17 protein-coding genes and 1 pseudogene are annotated in these 18666 nt (G+C 44.1%); 15 read left to right on the top strand and 3 right to left on the bottom strand.

What is annotated here, in order from left to right:
- The coding region (locus tag GRP75_RS10025; RefSeq protein ID WP_160789231.1) for a sugar kinase at positions 1-693 on the top strand (693 nt) is incomplete at its 5' end.
- 77 nt (positions 694-770) lie between these two features.
- Positions 771-950 carry a hypothetical protein gene (locus tag GRP75_RS10020; protein ID WP_023987721.1) on the top strand — a complete coding sequence of 60 codons (180 nt, stop codon included), beginning with the start codon at positions 771-773 and terminating at the stop codon, positions 948-950.
- Positions 951-1026: 76 nt separating this feature from the next.
- Here GRP75_RS10020 and GRP75_RS10015 read toward each other — a convergent pair whose 3' ends face one another.
- Entirely contained in the window at positions 1027-2118 is a 1092-nt protein-coding gene (locus GRP75_RS10015; protein ID WP_075153949.1) for a LuxR C-terminal-related transcriptional regulator, read from the bottom strand.
- 172 nt (positions 2119-2290) lie between these two features.
- On the opposite strand from GRP75_RS10015, the gene GRP75_RS10010 reads away from it, so the two are divergent.
- The 11 genes from GRP75_RS10010 to GRP75_RS09960 all read left to right on the top strand — a co-directional run bounded on the left by GRP75_RS10010 (position 2291) and on the right by GRP75_RS09960 (position 10962).
- Positions 2291-3106, top strand: a complete 816-nt coding sequence (locus tag GRP75_RS10010; protein WP_034095001.1) for a class I SAM-dependent methyltransferase — start codon at positions 2291-2293, stop codon at positions 3104-3106.
- Entirely contained in the window at positions 3093-4178 is a 1086-nt protein-coding gene (locus GRP75_RS10005; protein ID WP_160789230.1) for a saccharopine dehydrogenase family protein, read from the top strand. Before GRP75_RS10010 ends, GRP75_RS10005 begins: the two co-directional genes overlap by 14 nt.
- Before the next feature lie 147 nt (positions 4179-4325).
- Entirely contained in the window at positions 4326-4604 is a 279-nt protein-coding gene (locus GRP75_RS10000; protein WP_160789229.1) for a hypothetical protein, read from the top strand.
- The gene (locus tag GRP75_RS09995) at positions 4570-5127 is read left to right on the top strand and encodes an SMI1/KNR4 family protein (RefSeq protein WP_160789228.1); all 558 of its coding nucleotides are present in this window, start codon (positions 4570-4572) and stop codon (positions 5125-5127) included. Before GRP75_RS10000 ends, GRP75_RS09995 begins: the two co-directional genes overlap by 35 nt.
- 46 nt (positions 5128-5173) lie before the next feature.
- The gene (locus GRP75_RS09990) at positions 5174-5887 is read left to right on the top strand and encodes an HAD family hydrolase (protein ID WP_013309351.1); all 714 of its coding nucleotides are present in this window, start codon (positions 5174-5176) and stop codon (positions 5885-5887) included.
- Positions 5884-6471 (top strand): GNAT family N-acetyltransferase, encoded by a 588-nt coding sequence (locus GRP75_RS09985; protein ID WP_160789227.1) that lies wholly within the window; start codon positions 5884-5886, stop codon positions 6469-6471. Before GRP75_RS09990 ends, GRP75_RS09985 begins: the two co-directional genes overlap by 4 nt.
- A 223-nt stretch (positions 6472-6694) precedes the next feature.
- Positions 6695-7177 carry a ribosomal maturation YjgA family protein gene (locus GRP75_RS09980; RefSeq protein WP_023987731.1) on the top strand — a complete coding sequence of 161 codons (483 nt, stop codon included), beginning with the start codon at positions 6695-6697 and terminating at the stop codon, positions 7175-7177.
- Positions 7178-7237: 60 nt separating this feature from the next.
- Positions 7238-8449 carry a rhamnogalacturonan acetylesterase gene (locus GRP75_RS09975; RefSeq protein WP_160789234.1) on the top strand — a complete coding sequence of 404 codons (1212 nt, stop codon included), beginning with the start codon at positions 7238-7240 and terminating at the stop codon, positions 8447-8449.
- A gap of 115 nt (positions 8450-8564) precedes the next feature.
- Positions 8565-9509, top strand: a complete 945-nt coding sequence (locus GRP75_RS09970) for a class I SAM-dependent methyltransferase (RefSeq protein ID WP_160789226.1) — start codon at positions 8565-8567, stop codon at positions 9507-9509.
- 308 nt (positions 9510-9817) lie between these two features.
- A complete protein-coding gene (locus GRP75_RS09965) occupies positions 9818-10375 on the top strand; it encodes a hypothetical protein (RefSeq protein ID WP_023987734.1) in 558 nt (185 codons plus the stop codon).
- A 26-nt stretch (positions 10376-10401) separates the two neighbouring features.
- Positions 10402-10962, top strand: coding sequence for a GNAT family N-acetyltransferase (locus GRP75_RS09960; protein WP_160789225.1), 561 nt, complete (start codon positions 10402-10404; stop codon positions 10960-10962).
- A gap of 2 nt (positions 10963-10964) precedes the next feature.
- Here GRP75_RS09960 and GRP75_RS09955 read toward each other — a convergent pair whose 3' ends face one another.
- Together GRP75_RS09955 and GRP75_RS09950 are read right to left on the bottom strand one after the other, a co-directional pair.
- Positions 10965-11306, bottom strand: coding sequence for a GIY-YIG nuclease family protein (locus GRP75_RS09955; RefSeq protein ID WP_053324945.1), 342 nt, complete (start codon positions 11304-11306; stop codon positions 10965-10967).
- A 155-nt stretch (positions 11307-11461) separates the two neighbouring features.
- Positions 11462-12220, bottom strand: a complete 759-nt coding sequence (locus GRP75_RS09950; RefSeq protein WP_160789224.1) for a DUF2087 domain-containing protein — start codon at positions 12218-12220, stop codon at positions 11462-11464.
- A gap of 346 nt (positions 12221-12566) precedes the next feature.
- Between GRP75_RS09950 and GRP75_RS09945 the strand changes: the two genes are divergently transcribed.
- Complete coding sequence (locus GRP75_RS09945; RefSeq protein ID WP_237448980.1) at positions 12567-14582, top strand: fibronectin type III domain-containing protein; 2016 nt, start codon at positions 12567-12569, stop codon at positions 14580-14582.
- Between the two features lie 96 nt (positions 14583-14678).
- Positions 14679-18666, top strand: a pseudogene (locus tag GRP75_RS09940) (RHS repeat protein); the annotation flags it as partial.

Genomic DNA, 18666 nt, shown 5'->3' with positions numbered 1-18666 from the left:
TATTTGACCGAGCAACCGCTTATCGGTGTGAATCCAGATCCATTGCGCTGGGACGGGGTATCGCTGCCGTTTACTGTATCCGACCTGCGCTGGGTGGTGCCGGATGTGTTCGTGCACAGACGGCCAATTAAGGAAGTTACGCTGGCTAAAGCCCAATTAAATGATGGACAATCCTTGTATGCTGTAAATGATTTGTTCATTGGGCGCAAAACTCATGTCTCCGCGAGATATGAGCTAAGGCTGGAGGATCAGGTAGAGCAACAATCATCCAGCGGCATTATCGTTTCAACCGGTTTGGGAGCGACAGGCTGGCTGACCAGTGTGCTGGCTGGAGCGGCCGGAATTGTCGGCAGTGCTACACGGCATCCAATCTCGCTGACTCCAGGCCAGCTGATGCCCGGTGTAGCCTTCACTCAGGAAGGGACAGCAGACGGAATGAGTCATGATCATCGTGCAACTTGGAGTTCGCCATCGCTTTATTTTACGGTGAGAGAACCATTCCCCAGTCGAACGACTGCTGCGGATCTCGTGTTTGGTCAGGTAGCAGCCGAAAAACCGCTACGGATTGCATCGCAGATGCCGGAAAATGGAGTTATTTTCAGTGATGGAATAGAAAGCGACTTTCTGGAGTTTAATGCTGGCATTGAGGCGGTCATTGGACCGGCGGAGAAAAAAGGGCATCTGGTCGTGTAGAGGTTTGTACAGGACGGCAATGGGTAATTATGAGTAAAGTACAACCATCAGATGAAATTAAAAAAGGAGGAATCAACATGAGCGACTACACTCAAGACGAAGCGAAAATCCGCAACAAGAAGGACGAGGACGGAGATTCCTTGATGGAGAAAACGAAGCTGGAAAATGGCGTGGATATCGAGCCTGAGGCTGATGAATGGATTGCGAAGCCCTCACCAGTGTCATACGATGATACGAACTCCTCTTCGAAGAAATAAGTCTCTTGCGTCCAAATAGAGCAGTGATGCAAAGACAGATGATCCCTAATCGGGTCATCTGTCTTCTTTACATAGGTTAATTGAATCTAGAATATACCTTCCATACTAGCTCACGACGGCTGCTTACATCTGTTTTCAAGAAAATCGCTTTCAGATGATCCTGCACCGTGTAGGCAGTAATATGAAGTGCGCTAGCCAGCTCCTTGGTCGAAAAGCCCTGAACAATGAGTTGGACAATTTGTCTCTCTCGTTCGGACCATGAGTACACCTCGGTCATAAGCGGTAGCATGTCAGTTGCTTTAGCAGCCTCAAACCATACGGCTAGCTGCTTCTGACCCGTATGCTCCTGTCCGCCTTGCAGAAGGGTGGCTCTGATGGTTACCCATGGGGTGCCTGCGTCTGCGGAAGGGATACATAGTCGGGCTGGTGCAGTGGCAGTGGATAGCGCTCGCAGGCATACCGCCCGGACAGGAGCCGGAAGGCTGTCTTCATGGATTCCCTCCTGCTGCCGAAGCAGATGTAGCCACTGCTCTGCTACTGTATTGGACGAGATCGGTTCTAGCTTATCGGAAAGCATTAGAACCCCTGGCTCAAGTTCATTTTCCGTGATCATGGCAGGGGCTGGAGATAAACCGACACTGGCCTGACGCAGATGGTAGGCTATGGACGGCGCTAATGCTTCAAGCAGTTGTTGCTCTTCCTCGCTGAATACAGGCTTTCCATGATGACGGAACAACGTAAGAAATCCCCAACAGCTCCCTTTGTACATAAATGGAACACGTAGCTCGTCCCCGAATCCGGCGGGTTGCAAAACATCTCTATATCGTGTGCTCCGATCCGGTTGGCCTTGTGTAGACCCATGTAGCGTCGCTACAGACTGTCCTTCTCGCACCAACTGATCATATTTCATCATATCGTCGTGTAGATATTCGTATTCCAGCAGTTTGTTATGAATGTCCTCCACACCCGACTCTGTAAATGCCCCCGTGGAAAGCAGCGTACGCGGATCTACTGAGGTGCAGCACGCCGCATCGAAAGCAATCTGAGTACGCAAGCGGTCGATTAGGGTGTGCTTGTACGTTAGGGATGAGGGTGCTTTTTCCCCCAGATCAATGATTTGCTGTCGGGCGTCCTTAAGCTGTGCAAATTGCGTGTAGTGTGCGTTCATCATTTACTCCTATCGTGAAAGCTGGAGATTCTCAAGCGCGATTATTAAATCCCACATTTATGGGATGGTGGATATTCGTATTGTCTTTATAATTGAGAATGATTCTTAATAAAATCTACAATAAACGAATGGTCTGAGAAGATCAAGGCTAAATGTTTGGAGGAAAGCACATATGAGACATACCCCTATTGGAAATACGGACTCAAACCAACCTATGAGCTGGAATCATCCGAATGTGCATAAGTACGCGGATACGATTGCTTTAAAAATACCTGGATATGCTCATTTGTATGAGATGACAGACTGTCTGATAACCGCACAGCTTGAGGCACAAGCTCATACTAGAAATATAGATCCAAATGTGCTAATTGTCGGTGCTGGAGGCGGTCAGGAATTGATAACACTCGGAGGGCGCCATGAAGCATGGTCCTTTACGGCAGTCGATCCCTCTGAGCACATGCTGGATTTGGCACGTAAGCGTGTGACACATGCGGGCATCAGTTCAAAAGTATCGTTTGTTGCAGGTACGTTGGAAGAGTTGTCTGGAGAACAGCCTGAAGAACAGCACGAAAAGCACGGCGAAGAGTCATGCAGAGAACCGGTCTATGACGCTGCTACCTGCCTGCTGGTGCTTCATTTTCTTCGGAGCTTGGAAAGTAAACAGGCATTGCTACGCCAGATATCCGCTCGACTCAAGCCGGGTGCACCTTTTTGTCTAGCTTCTATTAATGGGAATCCGCAGGAGCCTTCTTTTTCCATCCAAATGCAGGCATGGAAAGGTCATATGCTGAGTCAGGGCATTTCACTCGAGGATTGGGAACGATTCGCTGCTTCCATCGGTCGTGAGTCAAACCCGGTGTCCAATGCGGCAATACAGGAGCTGTTGATAGAGGCAGGCTTTACCCACATCACCCGGTATTATGGCGCTTTTTTAGTAAATGCATGGTTTGCGGTTAAAGAGGGAGAGACGACTTATGACAAAGGATAACATCATCATCATTGGCGGGTATGGCCATGTTGGAAAAATTATATGCACGGAGTTAAGTGAAATGTTTCCCGGCAAGGTATTTGCCGCAGGTCGTAGTCTGGAGCGGGCCACTGAATTTAGTAGACAATCGAATGGTAAGATACGGCCCTTGCAGCTAAATATTCATGAGCCGATGGACCCGTCGATATTAGAGCAAGCTAAATTGGTTATCATGTGTCTGGATCAGGACAATACGGCCTTGGTACGTGCCTGTCTACAACATGGGGTGCATTACATGGATATTACCGCGAATGCGGCCTTTTTGAGTCAAGTGGAGCAGTGTCATCAAGAGGCTCGAGCTTATCAGGCCACAGCCCTGTTAAGTGTAGGATTAGCTCCGGGGCTGACCAATTTGTTAGCACTGCAAGCGACACAGCTCATGGATCAGACGGATGAGTTGAATATATCTTTGATGCTGGGCTTGGGGGATCGACACGGTCAGGCTGCCATTGAGTGGACAGTAGATCAGATTCATGCCGATTTGGAGGTTATAGAACAGGGACGCCCTGTGACTCGAAAAAGCTTTACCGACGGAATAGTAGCAGACTTTGGTGCAGGAGTGGGTCGTCATCGGGCGTATCGATTTCCTTTTTCGGATCAGCAGACACTTCCTCGTACGCTCAAAGTTCCTACGGTTAGCACACGCCTTTGCTTCGATTCGCGCTTGACCACCCGGCTTCTGGCAGGGCTTCGAACGATAGGAGTATCAGGTTTACTCCGACAGAAAACTGTGCGTGATGCTGTAGTTCGCAGCTTTGGCAAGATACATCTAGGAGGGAATGCTGTAGCGGTCAAGGTAGATGCCCGAGGAACGCTCAATGGCAAGGAGACGAAGGTCGAATGTCGGCTGAGGGGGCACCATCAATCTGATTTAACCGCTAAGGCAACCGTCTTTGCAGCGCTCGCCCTGTACCGTTCAGAACTTCCATATGGTGTATTTCACATGGAGCAGGTTTTTTCGTGGAATCGCATACAGGCTTGGATGGGGCAGCAAGTAGCCGTAGATATTCAGGTGAACGGACAGCAAGTATAGAAGTCATATATATTATAATAAAGGACTCTCATATAATCCAAGCTTATTCAGCAATGTATTGCGGATAGGTCTTGGATTTCTTTTCCTATTGAATTACACTAGAAAGAAGTACATATTTTTGGAAAAGACCTAAGGGGATGATATGAAATGTGGAACCCCTATGAAAATAGCAGACAGCATACGCACGATTTTACAATAAAGTATCGATTTTACACGCCGGAAGAAGGAGGCAGGAAACAGCTGCCTATTCAGGGGTACCGCTGCGATTTTGCCTATGAGAGCGATGATATCACGACGACGGGAATTTACGCCATACATCCTGAGTTTGAAGATGGAGATGGTCAATTGATCATGGATACCGAGCGCCTAGCTGCTGAGGAGTCGATAAGAGATGGATATCGCTTATATCATAGATTTATTACGTAAACACGATGTGACCTTAGCTCCAGGCTTATCCATGCAGGAGGTTACCGACGTCGAAGGCAGGTATGATATTCACTTCCCGCCCGATTTGAGGGAGCTTCTGATGAGTGTTCTTCCCATCGGTAAAGGCTTTATCCCTTGGAGAGATACGTCACCACAGCGGATGGGGGTAATTCGGCAAAGGTTGAATTGGCCGCTGGAAGGTATGATTTTTGATGTAGAGCAGCATATATTCTGGCCTCCCGAATGGGGCGAAAAACCGACAGATTCGGCGGAAGCCGTTGATATATGTAAACGTGAGTTTTTACGTGTGCCCAAGCTAATCCCGATCAACGGACATCGATATATCCCAGAGCAGCCATCTGAAGAAGGAAATCCGGTATTTTCAGTGTATCAAACGGATATTATCGTGTATGGGGAATGTTTGCAGGAGTATTTCAAGCTGGAATTTGGGGAGAAGCCTTATGAACAAATTGATTTTAATGCCGTAAAAAAAGTGCGTTTTTGGAGCAACTTGTGTGAGTGAGTGTTAGGAAGATGAATAAGTCGAAACGAAGGAAGGGGAGCTATTTATGTCCATAGAAGCGATTATTTTTGATCTGGATAATACTCTTATTCATCGTAAACAGGCGTTTGCGGCATATACAGAGCGCTTTATTGAACGATTTATTGTGGCAGAAGAACCGGCGAGCCGCGCGGCTGTTGTTGAACAGATACGTTTGGCGGATCAGGACGGGTACCGGGATAAGAGGGAACTGTATACCGAGCTGCATGCAGACTTGGAACTGAAAAATCCCGATACGTCAGTACAAGAGATGCTGGGGTTTTGGTATGGTGAATTTCATAAGTTTACGGTGTTGATGGACGGGGCCAAGGAAGTGTTGTCCGAACTGCGGTCGCGTGGCTTGAAGCTTGGTATTATTACCAACGGCTCACTCCGCACGCAGCAAGCGAAAATCGACCGAGTTATGCTGAGGGATTATGTGGATTCTATTATCGTATCGGGCGGCGTCAACATCCAGAAGCCTAATCCTCGAATTTTCGAGTTGGCTCTGAATGAGCTGGACATTGTCGATCCCGGCCATGCCTGTTATGTAGGCGATCACCCGACAAATGATATTCGTGGTGCACAAAGTGCAGGATTGCATACCATCTGGCTGGAAGGCTTTATGACGTGGCAGGAAACAGGCATTGTACCGGACTATCAGATTGGGAGTTTGCGTGAAATCACAGGTTGGCTGGATCGTCGCAGTTATTCAACGAATAAGGAGGAGGGTGCATCATGAGTATGGAGCAGCAACCGAATCCCATTCTCTTATCGTTCCCTGACCAATTCCAGACGGAGCGATTGACCATACGCGCTCCGCAATGGGGGGATGGGGCGGCAGTCAATGAGGCGATACGAGAGAGTGCGAATGAACTGCGGCCTTGGCTTCCGTTTGCAAGAAATCTTCCTACGGCAGAGGAATCTGAAATCCGTTCGCGCCAAGCCAGACTTAAATTTTTGGATCGGTCTGATATGATGTTGTATATATTTGATACGGTTTCGGGAGAATTTGTAGCCAGCAGCGGTCTGCATCGTATTGATTGGGATGCACGAAGATTTGAAATTGGGTATTGGCTCAGAACATCATGGACCGGAAAAGGCATTATAACAGAGGCCGTGCACGGTATTACGGATTTTGCCATACAGCATTTGCATGCCAATCGGGTGGAGATTCGTTGTGATTCCAGAAACACGCGCAGCGCCAAGGTAGCGGAACGTGCAGGTTTTACACTGGAGGGGATTTTAAGAAACGTCGAGTATGATGAAGAGGGAAGCATGGTACACCAAATGGTTTTTGCCAAGGTGCGTGGTATTGAATTTTAGTATCCTCACACGAACAGTTTGGAAGTTGCTGATACGTTTGTACGATATTACGGAGGCTTATTATGATTAATTATATTATGAAAAATACAGACAAGTTGGTGTGCATACAATATGACATCAGCAAAAGGTTCAGCAATCTTGCAAGCGCTATCCAAGAGAGGATGCTTTACGAATTTCCAGCAGCTCGGCGGAGATGTCCCAGCATTAGGACAGGTGATTTAGCATGAGGAGCGTTCGTAAGAGCGTCATCAGGAAGGCCAATCGGGAAATAAAGGCGAAATTCAGCTGGAAGGCTCGCGCTGCGTACCTAATTGCTGTGCTGGTCACGATCTTGTTGGGTTTGGGAAGCCGGGTTTACTCCTCCCGGTTGCCTGAATTCGTTGCTGATCACTTTGGGGATGCCTTGTGGGCGTGCATGATTTATTTGGGGCTGAGAATGTTGTGGGTGAATCGTCAATTGTCTGTAGCCCTGTGGGGCAGCTTGCTGTTTTGCTTCGCCATTGAGTTCAGCCAGATGTACCAGGCTCCCTGGATTAACCACATTCGGGCAACGACGCTGGGCGGCTTGGTGCTTGGGAAAGGGTTCCTGACCGCGGATCTGATCAGGTACACGGTTGGCATTGTGGTATCCTGGGCGCTGGATCAAGGTTGTCAAAAGCTGGCGGGGAGCAATACACGTAGAGACAATGACAAACCACTCAAATAACCTGAAAAGCGAGGGTTGCGCTTGAAACAAAAGGGAAAGCGTCACAGGTTGTTCGGTAAGATGATTGGATTATGCGCAGGGTTCAGCTTGTTGTTTGCAACCATACTTATCCCAGGGCAGGCACTGGCCGAAAGACAGCTTGCGGCGCCTCTTCGATTTGACTTTGGCCCTGGGAACGTAGCTGACGGCTACACCCAAGTCACTGCCAAGGATGTTTACACGCCTGAGCGAGGCTATGGATTTACCGATCTTTCCAAAGTGAATGAAGAGGATCGTGGTGGAAGTGATGCTATACGCTCAGATTTTGTTCGTGTTCAAGGATCATCATTTGTTGTCAATTTACCACCTGCGGATTACACGCTTTCTCTAATTGCCGGAGATACTGCCGGAAACACAGACATTACGGTTAAAGCCGAGTCCATCGTCAAGGTAGAACCTACTACCAAAACAGCAGGACAATTTGTCGAGGCTGGATTTGAACTTGCACTCATCGATGGTCAGCTCGAATTGTATTTCTCAGGTAATGAAGCGAAGATTAACGCTTTGGTTATTACTCCAAAGGATGCTCGAACGGCTGGAGAACACCCTTCGGTATACCTTGCGGGAGATTCTACGGTTCAAACCTATAAATCCGCGATGAAGCCTCAGGCGGGCTGGGGGCAAAAGATTGCTCCGTTCTTCACAGATGAGCCTATATTTGTGAACCGTTCTATTGGTGGACGAAGCACGAAAACCTTTCTGGTACAAGGGCGGTTAGATGATATTTTACGCAATATCCGTCCAGGAGATTATCTGCTCATACAGTTTGGACATAATGATGCCGCGATCAACAACCAAGAGCGTTATGTTTCACCCGCGGATTACAAAGTTTACTTAAAAACCTACATCCAAGGAGCCATCCAACGCGGTGCAACGCCTGTGCTAATTACTCCTGTTGGCCGACGGGATTATGATGCGGCAAGTGCCTCGTTTCGGATTAGTTTCCCGGAATATGTGCAGGCCATGAAGGAAACAGCATCGGAGACAGATGTTGCACTGGTCGATCTTAGCCGCTTGAGTGTAGCGTACTATGATACACTTGGTCTGGAAGGAACACTCCCGTTATTTTTACACTTGGAGCCAGGGGTGTATCCTGCATTTCCTGATGGAGTGAAGGATGATACACATTTTCAGGAATACGGTGCGGAGCAAATAGCTCGGCTGGTAGCTCAGGGAATACGTGAGTTGAATATTCCTTTATCCTCTTATGTACAGGCGGAGGATTCGCAATAAAACACGATTTCCATAGCCATGGTATACTTAGAAAATAAGCTGGCCCTACCCAAAGATAACATTGTTTAGGCTTGGGTAGGGCTTTAATGTTCTGGATCTTAAGGAGGAAGCGAGAATGACAGTCGCTCAACTTCATAATCTTATTAACGGTCAACTCCTGTACAATCAGCATCGGAGTTTATTTTATATGCGCGAGGGTTCTGTTCTGTTAGGACCTTCAACAGAAATGACGTACTGGCTGACGCAGAGAAGCTCGGAACTGATCCTCATGCTTCAAAGCTTGAAGCGCCAGCATATGTATAACGCTTTTGTGAAGGATGTAGCGGCTAAAATACTGTCCCAGTTTGTAAATACCAATCAGTATCTACATTTTCACACAGATCATGCGAGGGAGCTTACGGAGCTGTATGATCGACTTTTCACCCGGATTGAAAAACTGTTTCAGAAGAAATTTATAGATAGAGCAACCCTGGACTTGCTGCTTCAGCAGCATTACGGGCATTTGAGAGATTTTTTAACTCGTACCAACGGACGTGAAATGTTTGCTAAGTATGCAGAGTGTGAGTATACCTTTTGGATACCTTGTGAGGAGTATACGCCGGAGTTGCAAGCCAATCTACTGGGATTGGACATTGCTCGTTTGCAAGAGCCTGTTCTAGACGTTGGTTGCGGATCTGAGGCACGGTTAGTTACTTATTTACGCGCCTGTGGAATTGAGGCTTACGGAACAGATCGGTTGGCTGAAACAGAAGGTTGTGTCACTCAAGGAGATTGGTTAGAGATCACCTTTGGAGAACGTACATGGGGAACGATCGTTTCACATATGGCATTCTCCAATCATTTTATACATCATCATCTGAAGGCAGATGGTAATATTCATGAGTACGCTCGCAAATATATGGAATTGCTTAGAGCCATTCGGCCAGGAGGGAGTTTTATTTACAGTCCGTGCCTTCCGTTTATGGAAGAGCTTTTGGATGCCCGAATGGGTTATCAAGTAGAGTATATCCAGTCATCTGAAGGTTACAGGGCCACGAAAATAACAAGTTTACATTCATAAGCGCGAGTAGTAGTCTATTCATTTGTCAGATTCATTCTTGGAATGGTAGTATAAGGATAGATATTACTCTATTTGGGATTCTGTTAATGATAGAGATTCTCATGACGCTAATTTGACACCCTTAGAGGATGTCATTAGCAGTATCGCTGCACTGAATAATAATGATTAGCTTACGGATAACGGAATTTTCAGGAAAGATTAAATCATATTTTCCTAAAAGCCGATATATGGGAATGAGGCGAGAACATACTGTTATTATACCCGCCCGAAAATGGAAGTATATAATTTGGGTTAGGAGAGTAGAAGAAGTGTCAGATCTGTATACGAAAAAAGAAGTAGAAGATTATGTAACGAACGTGGTTTTCGAACGACCTTTAGGTGTAAGCATTTCAGCCATTTTATTGATCTTTAATGGAGCACTTCTGTTGGTGACCCAGCTATTGACGCTTAATGCATTAAATGAGGCTTCTACGTTAGTAGGCATTTGTAGGGGCATGTTTCAAGGGTTTATCGCGTTACTCGGTTTGGCAGGGACGACTGCCGGTGTCGGCATGTTATTTGGTAAGAAGTGGGCTTGGTGGCTGGCAGTATTTTATTTTACATATGAGACCATGCGTTATACGTGTGCAATTCTGTTTATTCCGGATGTCCCTCCAACGTTGGGCGGTGTACAGCTAAACCCTGCTCTATACTACGTAAAATATGGTATGCGTATTATTTGGAATTTGTTGTTTACGTTGTTCATGTGTCGTAGTAAAGTGACTGTTTTTTTTCAAACAAGTGAAAGCAACAAGTGGAGAGCATGTATTGTATTATTCTTCATAAATGGAGTGATGGTTGGGATTGGCTGGTGGCTGATAAGATAGGTTCTTCGATGTGAAGGAGATGGATAATGTCAATGGAAACGTTTCCGATTTTAGAAACTGATAGGCTTCGTTTAAGACAGCTTACAGTAGGGGATGCGGAGGATGTGTTCGGCTATTTCTCCAAGGATGAGGTCACACAATATTATGAATTGGAAAGCTTTACAGAAGTAGAGCAAGCCGAAAAATTTATTCGTTCGATGCTAACCAGATATGAGAAGCAAGAGGGCTTTCGTTGGGGGATTACGTTAAAAGAAGCTCCTGAGCGGATCGTGGGTACAATTGGATTTCATAACTGGCAGAAGAAGCACTCCCGTATTGAAATCGGCTATGAGCTGGCACCGGAATATTGGCGGCAAGGTCTGATGACGGAGGCGATGAAGGTGGTCGTGGATTATGGCTTTCATTTGCCGCAGGTTCACCGTATAGAAGCCTTCATTGATCCAGATAACGAAGGCTCCAAACGGCTGCTACTCAAAAGTGGCTTTACTAAAGAGGGTCACCTGAGAGACTATTTTTATGAAAAAGGTCAATTTGTCGACGCTGTTATTTTTGGATACCTTCGGGAAGAGCATCCCGTGGATCGGTAAGTTTACAAATACCCTTTGTCCCCGTAAGGCTGGAGTCGATCAAGCCAGGTCTGCTCCAGCTTTGCTAGTGCATCTTTGACATCAAAGAACGCTGAGTCCTTTTTCTTCAAAACGTCCAGCACTTCAAATTCAAACGAATCTTCGCCATACTCATTCCATTCCTGTTGTAGTTGTTTATTCTTAAATCCACCCATGTTCAGCTCAAAACGCCGTCCATTCAGCGACTTTAAATTCAGCGTGGAAGAGACGAAAATTTTCCCATTACGTGTATTTCGAATGCAATAGATTCCTGCCTCTGTCTTCATCTCCATGTACTGCTGCACCAATTCTTTTCTTCGATTCATTGTCGAATCCTCCTATTTGAGCATTTTGCATAAATCCCAAGAGCATTTTCAAATCAGCAATGTATAGACCGAAACGATTTAGTTCGTCTATATATTGTACCTACGAGCGTTGGGAATCGAATTATGCAAATTGCTGATTTCATAAACGTTGAGATTCAAGATTCCTTCAACCAATATTCACTGCCATCCGGCTTACGATCCAATAGATTGTATTCAATCATATATCTTCGCACCGTGACATAATCGTCATATACTTCCTGTAAAATCGCATTGATATCTTTCTCATGATATATTTGTCCCTTTACAAAACGGTCCGCAATTTCACGCAGCACAATCAGCTTGTGCTTTTCTTGCATTTTAAAGGTCTTTAGGCGTCCGTCTGTCCCATTCGGAAAATACTTCGTGAGTACCTTTTGCCGCTCGTTTTCCGTAATGTTGTAGCGTTCGTCCACCATCCGTGCTTGTACTGGTACTTCTACAATGGCAGGAGCGTGCCGATCTTTCTCCTTTAACAGCTCCATTAATGTGAGAAAAACCTTGGCCTGTCGTTCTTTTTCTTTGAGACCAAAGCGATGATTACGTATGGTGGATGCGCTACCGATTCCAGTTTCCTTTTGAATATCCGCATCGCCCATGCCTTGATAAAATAACTGAAGCAACCGATTCTGATGATCCGTCAGTCCAGTCAGCTTTTTGTCCAGACCGATCAAATAGTCAAAGACCGAACCGTACGTCCGCTCAATATGAAGTCGCATGTACCTCTCCGCGTCATAAAATACCCCTTGATCCTGATATATGATGCCTTGCTCATATCGCTGTCCGTCCAACAGGCAAATTACCTGCTCTCCTTGGCGAATATATCCTCGCTTCAGTTCTTCGATTCCAGCATTCCAGAATAGTTCGGAATGATCCATTTTAGCAAACACCTCAATTAAATGATGATTATTATATAGACAATATAACATTTTGTTTACCTTAAATCAATGAGTGGGAGGATTCTAAAAGTATACTGGATATTCAAATTCATATAATGTTTAAAAAAGGATGTTATTGTTTTAAACATAATTTATGGCAATTTAAAAATATTTATATATTTTTCTTTATTTCGACAATCTTCGCTATATACAAATTTAATACGACATTGTTTTCATATGTAAATCAAAATACATTTTTCTGAAAGAGGGCGAAATATGATTGAATTATAAATTATTTTTAATTTTAGTATTCTTCTAACTAGGCATTACCACTATATGAAGGAGGATGATTTTAAAAATGAAATTTTTTTTAAACGAAATGAGGCAGCGAGGGAAAGGGAAGAATGCTAAACAATTCTTTTTAATCATGCTTTGCTTATTTGTTTTTTTATCTCCGTGGAGCGTAGCTGTGTTTCCTCAAGCAGTAGTGTCAGCAGCATTTACGGGTGGAATACCAGATCTGTATCCACCACCAGACAGAGGAGGATCAATTGGGCCTCCTGAAGAAAAGCCAACGCCTTCAGAACCATCGTCTACACATGAAACTGTAACGTTATCGGATGGTTCGATTGTACATGTACAGGCGAATTCTTATTACATAAGCCTGACTCGCAACAATGTCGTCATCTATTTTAAGGATCTTGGGGCTGCATTATCAGCTAAACTTTACAGTGCTTCTGCATCTTCCAATAACGCCATAACAGTCTATTACTTTTACATTAATGAGAATAATGGAGCCAAATCCTCGGGAAGTTTTACATACTCAGGAATTGTCTTAACCACTCCAGCCAGTCCACACATAAGTTCCAATATTACAGGGATGACGAATCAAAATGTTCTTATCCAATTGGATGGAGTGCCTGCCAATTCTAAAAGCGAGTATAAAATCGGTGTGAATGGTACGTGGACTCCATATAGTAATCCATTTCAGGTGTCTGAAAACACTACTATTTTTGCTCGTTGTACAGATAAATACGGAAGCCTCAGCACTGTGAATTCATTGGTGATTAGCAACATTGATAAAACACCTCCTGCCCCACCGTCATTCAGTAATAGCCCTGCGAATGAAGTAGCAAATAATATCAAAGTGACAATCAACTATCCTACTGATGCAGCGACAAGGGAATATCGTGTCAATCAAAGCGAATGGAAGGTGTATAACTCTCCCATTGATGTAAATGAGTATGGGACACGCATACAGGCACGGGCAACAGATAGTGCCGGAAATATTTCGCAAGTCACGGAATCGGTCCTGAATTTGATTAATAGAGCGCCAGTACTGGTTAAGAGCATTCCAACTACCACGATTGAAATGGATGACGGAGTCTTAATTAAAGATGTATCCGAATATTTTACAGACCCTGACCATCAGCAGCTTCAATATTCGTGTACGAATTCCAACTCAGCCGTAGTCACCCATCAATTGGTCAAGGACTCAAAGGGAAGTACCTCAATACTGAATTTGCAACCCCAAAGCTCGGGAGAATCCACAATAACGGTAATAGCTACAGACCCGTTAGGTAAGTCTATAACGCAGAATTTTGTTGTAAAAGTTTTGGATACCAAATATATAGAACAATTGGCCAAAGCTACAGCAACGGTAGTGCAAGCCGAGACAACCCAATTACAAAATGATGTAAATGCAGCTGTAGAGTTAATAAACAAACTTCGTGATCCGGACAAGGGCAAGCTTGTTGAAAGGGTAGTAGCAATACAGAAAATCATTGATGCGAAAGCTGCCTATGCTGAACAGCTAACGACAGCTACGCAGGCAGTTGAAAAAGCAGAAGCTTCAAAATTACAAACTGAGATTAATATGGCCCGAGCTCTAGTAATAAATCTCAATGATGCAGACAAACAACAGCTTAACGACCGATTAGATCATATACCAGCTATTGATGATTTGCCTAAGGATATAACAAGTCCTTCCAAACCTAAGAAATTAGCAGGCTCCAGACCTACGCCGAATAGCATTGTTTTAACATGGGAAGCATCTACCGATGATGTTGGAGTCGTTAGCTATGATGTGTATCGTGATAGTCAAATGATAGGTAATACCGGAGAATTAACCTTTCAAGTGAACCAGTTAGAGCCTCAGAAAATTTACAGGTTTGCAGTGAAAGCCAGGGATGCGGCTGGAAACTATTCGGAGTTTAGCAATAGTGTCAAAAGCGGCTTATCCAGAAAATATAAATATATTTATGATGCTAATGGAAGGCTTGAGCATATTGAACAGGATGGTCAGGTTGTTTTCCAATATCAATATGACTCTAATGGTAACCTTATACAGATCATAAAGTGAGCAGTTCCCAATAAATGATATGTAATACAATTTAAAGTCGGGAATGGAGAGAAGAACTTGCGATTTAGAACAGTAAGACGTCATATAGCGATAATCATGATTATTACATTTATTTTTGGCACAATTAGCGGCCTTGTTCCTCCAAATGTATTCGGTGCAGGGAAGGACAATTCGCAATATTCGGCGGATCAAATGGCTGCCCGATTTGGAGTCACATCATCTTTTCTTTCGGAACAATTAAAGAAAGGTTATTCATTAAATCAAATTTATACAGCGTTATATATGGCTGAACAGGATCATATAAGCTACGATCAGGCAGTAGCTTCGTTATTTCCTTCAGAGGAAAACCAATCACAGACTGTAACAAGTGACGTATATAATAAGCTATCGGATGCTCCACTAGATAACCTGATTTCTCATAGTGTTACAGATGATGTTTATCCAACTGATGATCCTGTTCCTACGAACAAAGTCACTGAAGATGTATATAAGACGGATTTCCTGAAACTAAATCTCATGGCGAATGTGCCACAGCTTCCACCTATTAGAGAGGAAGCGCCCGTTTACAATAAATCTTCCTTTAATGAAGCACCTTATTCTGTTGGCGACGATAAAGAATCAATATCCACTTTATCAGGTAGCTTATCGTTGCAAAACACAGATTTAACTCTGCCTGGACGAAACGGACTGGGCTTTTCTTTGACTCGTCAATATGATACAAATCGTGCTCAATTTTTTGACGAAGGCGCTGAAATTGTTGACAACAGTGCTGCTGTGCAAAATTATTATGTCTACTTTAAGGCGATGATGAAACCTGTTACCAAGTCGTACAAGGTAGCCTATCAGCAAAAAAGATGGGTGCAAGAGGACACAGACGGTGATGGGAATGTTGATGTGAATACCTATAATCTTCAGCCGGAAACCAAAGTTATAGGCACATACACAACCTATGAAGCTGCTAGTCAAGCAGCGGGACAAAAAATAACCTATACTACAGCTCCGGAGTCCAGAGTAGAAAAGGACTCTCAAACGGGAAAATGGGAGAAGGCTTTTCCTGATTCAATAAAGTACAGCAAAGATGGATTTACAGGAACCTTAAACAAAGATGGACAAGCCAGAGTCATCAAGGGATCATATACAGCTCCAAGTTTTAAAAATGTATTCGGGGAACAGTGTAGTGTTATGAATACGTTCTTTTATGATAGCGCTGGAAATATAACACGGAATTATCCAAGTGGTTCGTCATGTGGAGACTCTAAATTACATTACGACAGGGATTCATATGAAGGGGATTTGTCCTTAACAGGTATGATTGTTCCTCAAAGATGCCCTAGCTTTTCTCCTGGTAGAATCATGTGTAGCGAGTACGGAACAGCGTATTATTCAGGAACAGTGTTCAATAAGGGAACTGCTGATACCCGAGAATGGAGGCAAGATTATAGCGGAACTGTTACCAAGACCGGTTATACTAGCGATATTGGTTATAGCGAGTGGACAAGTAATGGAAAAGGCGGAAGGACAAGAACAGCCTTTACCATGGAAGGATCGCCGCAAATTGAAACGATTGTCTCAGAGGGTCTCGAAACGGCTGTTCGCCGACAGACAGCACTATTTACAACTATTGCTGAGGCTGAACATTACAGGGATTTAATTAACAGCAATCCTCAGACTGAAATTCCGAGTGACGATGGGAATAAATATTATATTGCAGCAGATGCGGATGCTACCGTTTTTGCCGAGATTGTAGCCTATCAACCTTCATTTATCTTTCAAAACCGTACCTATCCTGCCTTAGAAGATCAATTGAATCCTCTTGGCAAGGGGTGGTCCTGGAATTTACCTTATGTAGAAACCAAAGAGGGCAAGCAGTACATACACTTGGGGGATGGTGGCAGCTATGAAATTGAGGGTGACCAGCTCAAAGGTTACGACTGGAAAGGACTCACCTTTACTCCTGATACTTCAGTAACAGTTAATGGAGAAAATTCATCCTATGTATTAACTTCTGTGGATGGAACGAAAAAACAATATTTCTCCAAAGATGGGCAGTTGCTGCAAATTGAAGATGCATATCATAACACGATAAAGTTCAATTATGAACTCAATGCTACTTATAAACGCAAATTGCTTAGTAAGGTAGAAGACGCGATCGGCAACTCGATTGATATTCAATATACGGCTACAGACGTTACTTTGTCTAAAGGAAACCGCACAGTTGTCTATCATAAACATGCAGAACAAGGTGTTGAATTGCTGGATTCAGTGACAGATGCCGAAGGCAGAAAAACGACATATTCCTATACATTAGCACCAGCCAAGTTTAATTTGAGCGCGTCACATCCAGAAAGACAAATCTCTAATCCGTACGCTTTGTTAACCAAAGTATTTCATCCTACTGGAGCCTCTACTTTGTATACTTATGAAGACCAGCCAGTAAAACGCTATATTGGCTCCAATTCGGTAAACGAGGCATATAGAGCAGTCTCACGTGTAGATCAAATCACATATCAAAATAATCAAACAGAAAACTATAATCAGGAAACGATTCATTATAATTCTGATATGGCTGAGAGCTATGTGAAAGATACTTCGTTCTCTACTGTAACAGACAATGGATCAGTTCGTTCGACCTTCAATTATACTAAAAAGTTTATTAGTGCAGACACGCCACCACAGTATTACCTAGATCAATCTGTGGTTAAAGCAGGAGATTCTGAAAAGAGCACAGCTTATCAATACGGCAAGCAGGTGACAGGCAAAGCCTATACTGTGCCTGTTCCAACCCGTACCTCATCCAGCAATAATCAAAATGGAGACGTTTTGACAACTGCTGCTGAATATGATGATTACGGTAATATGACAAGCTCAGTGGATGAAAAAGGTTCACAAACTGCGTATACGTATGACGACAAGCATAGGATTAAAACCATTACGGAACCGATTGATTCTAACAGCACTGGAGTTACAGAGTACACTCGAAACCCGCAGGGGAAAGTAACACAGGCCATCGTCTCCAAGGATCATTCCGGGGGAGAATTACTACAAAAAGTAAATTATTCAGGTATTGATGCTTACGGAAATACAACCGTTCAGACGATTGCGAACGATAACAAGTCCGTGACTACAACCACGGAATACAGCAGTGGCTACGACCATGCTTTTCCTACGAAACAAAGTGTAGAGGTTACAAATATTGATGGAGAAAAATCTACGGTAACCATTCAGTCAGAGTATGATAAGCCAACTGGTTTAATCACTTCCTCGCTGGATGGGAAAGGTCAGAAAACTGAGTATCAATATGATGCTCTTGATCGCGTAAAGGCTGTAACTTATCCAGACGGTAAAAGCATCCGAGCAGCCTACGATGATCTTGAGAACACCGTAACGGTTACGAATGAGCTCGGTATACGAACAAAAACACGTTACAATGCTTTGGGTTGGAATATCGAGTCAGGGCTGTATGAAGGTAACGATTACGTGATCAAATCCAAATCAGCTTATGACGTTAACGGCAGATTAGTATCCAGTGAAGATGCACTTGGGCACCTGACACGTTATGGCTATGACGCTTGGAGCCGTACAACGTCAACAGCCTACGCGGACGGATCACAAGCAGTAGTCGAGTATAATGATGCTCTTCGTCAAGTAACTCAACGAGACGGCGAGCTTAATGAACAAATTCAAATCTACGATAAATGGAACCGTCTGGTGCAAAATAAAGAAAAATCAGCAATGGACGGTAACGAGAAAATAACTTCCAAGATAGAGTATGATGCTGTCAACGACCAGATTTTAAAACAAGCAGATGCCAATGGTAATGAGATTCAATTTTCATATAATGCCTTGGGTGACCAAACATCTGTGACGGAGCCCAACGGCGAAACGACGAAGTACACTTACGATATGCTGGGCAATCTCACTCAGATCACGTATCCGGATGGGCATGCCAAGGTGAAGGCGTATGATGAATTGGGTAGAGTGATTCAAACTAAAGATGAGAAAAACCAGGTTGAAAAGCGTTATTTTGATACCAACGGGAACTTATCCAAGAAAACAGACCGCAACGGGAACGTCACTTCATTTG

It is taken from the genome of Paenibacillus sp. OT2-17, from assembly GCF_009827695.1.
Lineage (GTDB): Bacteria > Bacillota > Bacilli > Paenibacillales > Paenibacillaceae > Paenibacillus > Paenibacillus polymyxa_B.
Note: the sequence above shows the minus strand (reverse complement) of the source record. Positions and strands in the feature narration are given on the sequence as shown.

What these genes read in the sequence shown, in the direction of transcription:
- GRP75_RS09975 (WP_160789234.1), top strand. Translation starts at nt 7,238, where the DNA reads ATGATTGGATTATGCGCAGGGTTCAGCTTGTTGTTTGCAACCATACTT.
- GRP75_RS09945 (WP_237448980.1), top strand. Translation starts at nt 12,567, where the DNA reads ATGATTTTAAAAATGAAATTTTTTTTAAACGAAATGAGGCAGCGAGGG.
- GRP75_RS10010 (WP_034095001.1), top strand. Translation starts at nt 2,291, where the DNA reads ATGAGACATACCCCTATTGGAAATACGGACTCAAACCAACCTATGAGC.
- GRP75_RS10015 (WP_075153949.1), bottom strand. Translation starts at nt 2,118, where the DNA reads ATGAACGCACACTACACGCAATTTGCACAGCTTAAGGACGCCCGACAG.
- GRP75_RS09955 (WP_053324945.1), bottom strand. Translation starts at nt 11,306, where the DNA reads ATGAATCGAAGAAAAGAATTGGTGCAGCAGTACATGGAGATGAAGACA.
- GRP75_RS10000 (WP_160789229.1), top strand. Translation starts at nt 4,326, where the DNA reads ATGTGGAACCCCTATGAAAATAGCAGACAGCATACGCACGATTTTACA.
- GRP75_RS09995 (WP_160789228.1), top strand. Translation starts at nt 4,570, where the DNA reads ATGGATATCGCTTATATCATAGATTTATTACGTAAACACGATGTGACC.
- GRP75_RS09970 (WP_160789226.1), top strand. Translation starts at nt 8,565, where the DNA reads ATGACAGTCGCTCAACTTCATAATCTTATTAACGGTCAACTCCTGTAC.
- GRP75_RS10020 (WP_023987721.1), top strand. Translation starts at nt 771, where the DNA reads ATGAGCGACTACACTCAAGACGAAGCGAAAATCCGCAACAAGAAGGAC.
- GRP75_RS09985 (WP_160789227.1), top strand. Translation starts at nt 5,884, where the DNA reads ATGAGTATGGAGCAGCAACCGAATCCCATTCTCTTATCGTTCCCTGAC.
- GRP75_RS09950 (WP_160789224.1), bottom strand. Translation starts at nt 12,220, where the DNA reads ATGGATCATTCCGAACTATTCTGGAATGCTGGAATCGAAGAACTGAAG.
- GRP75_RS09990 (WP_013309351.1), top strand. Translation starts at nt 5,174, where the DNA reads ATGTCCATAGAAGCGATTATTTTTGATCTGGATAATACTCTTATTCAT.
- GRP75_RS09980 (WP_023987731.1), top strand. Translation starts at nt 6,695, where the DNA reads ATGAGGAGCGTTCGTAAGAGCGTCATCAGGAAGGCCAATCGGGAAATA.
- GRP75_RS10005 (WP_160789230.1), top strand. Translation starts at nt 3,093, where the DNA reads ATGACAAAGGATAACATCATCATCATTGGCGGGTATGGCCATGTTGGA.
- GRP75_RS09960 (WP_160789225.1), top strand. Translation starts at nt 10,402, where the DNA reads ATGTCAATGGAAACGTTTCCGATTTTAGAAACTGATAGGCTTCGTTTA.